Genomic DNA, 678 nt, shown 5'->3' on the forward strand with positions numbered 1-678 from the left:
ACCAGATCGTGGGCCAGTGCCTGGTTGATGTTTACCGTGAAGGTCGGTTTGACGTTCTCGGCCACCGAAGGCTGGTCGGCGGTGATGGTGACCTTGACCAGGTCGCCTTCGTTGCCCGGGGTACCCGGCTCGTCGGTGACAGTGGTGCTTACAGGCGTCTTGTCCAGGTTGAGGTTTTCGAACTTCCAGACATCCGCACCGCTGACCGCCTCGATGGCATTGACCACCGGTTGGTTGGCACCGACATAGACGTTGTCCGGGGCGGCTGCGGTGGCTGAGCCCGTGGTGCTGTTGGCGGCCACGACGACGGTAGTACCATCGGTCAGCTTGAAGTAGAGCTCCGAGTGGTTGTTGATCGGCAGACCGTCTTTGTTGGTCAGCGTAATCGTGTAGGTGATGTCGCCACCTTCGGTAACCGACGGTGTCGCGGTCAACTTGGCCACCACCTCGTCAGTGGTGTCGGTGACCTGAACCGTGGCCGCATCGCCCAGCTGCAGGTTTTCGAAGGCACGGCCATCGACGTCCACAGCCGACTTGATGCCCAGGCTGATTTCGCCGGCATCGTTGTAGACGTCATCACCTTGAGCTGCGTGCTCGTACGCTGCGCTGGTCTGGCCGGCCTTGATAGTGACCTGGGCGTTGTTGCTCAGGGTTACGACCAGATCGTGGGCCAGTGCC

At 61.1% G+C, this 678-nt stretch carries 1 protein-coding gene; it reads right to left on the reverse strand.

Annotated elements, in window-relative coordinates:
• Window positions 1-678 (reverse strand): immunoglobulin-like domain-containing protein (locus QSV36_RS14655; RefSeq protein ID WP_353853241.1); only part of this gene is annotated, 678 nt, incomplete at both ends.

The sequence above is a fragment of the Pseudomonas sp. BCRC 81390 genome (genome assembly GCF_030341915.1).
Lineage (GTDB): Bacteria > Pseudomonadota > Gammaproteobacteria > Pseudomonadales > Pseudomonadaceae > Aquipseudomonas.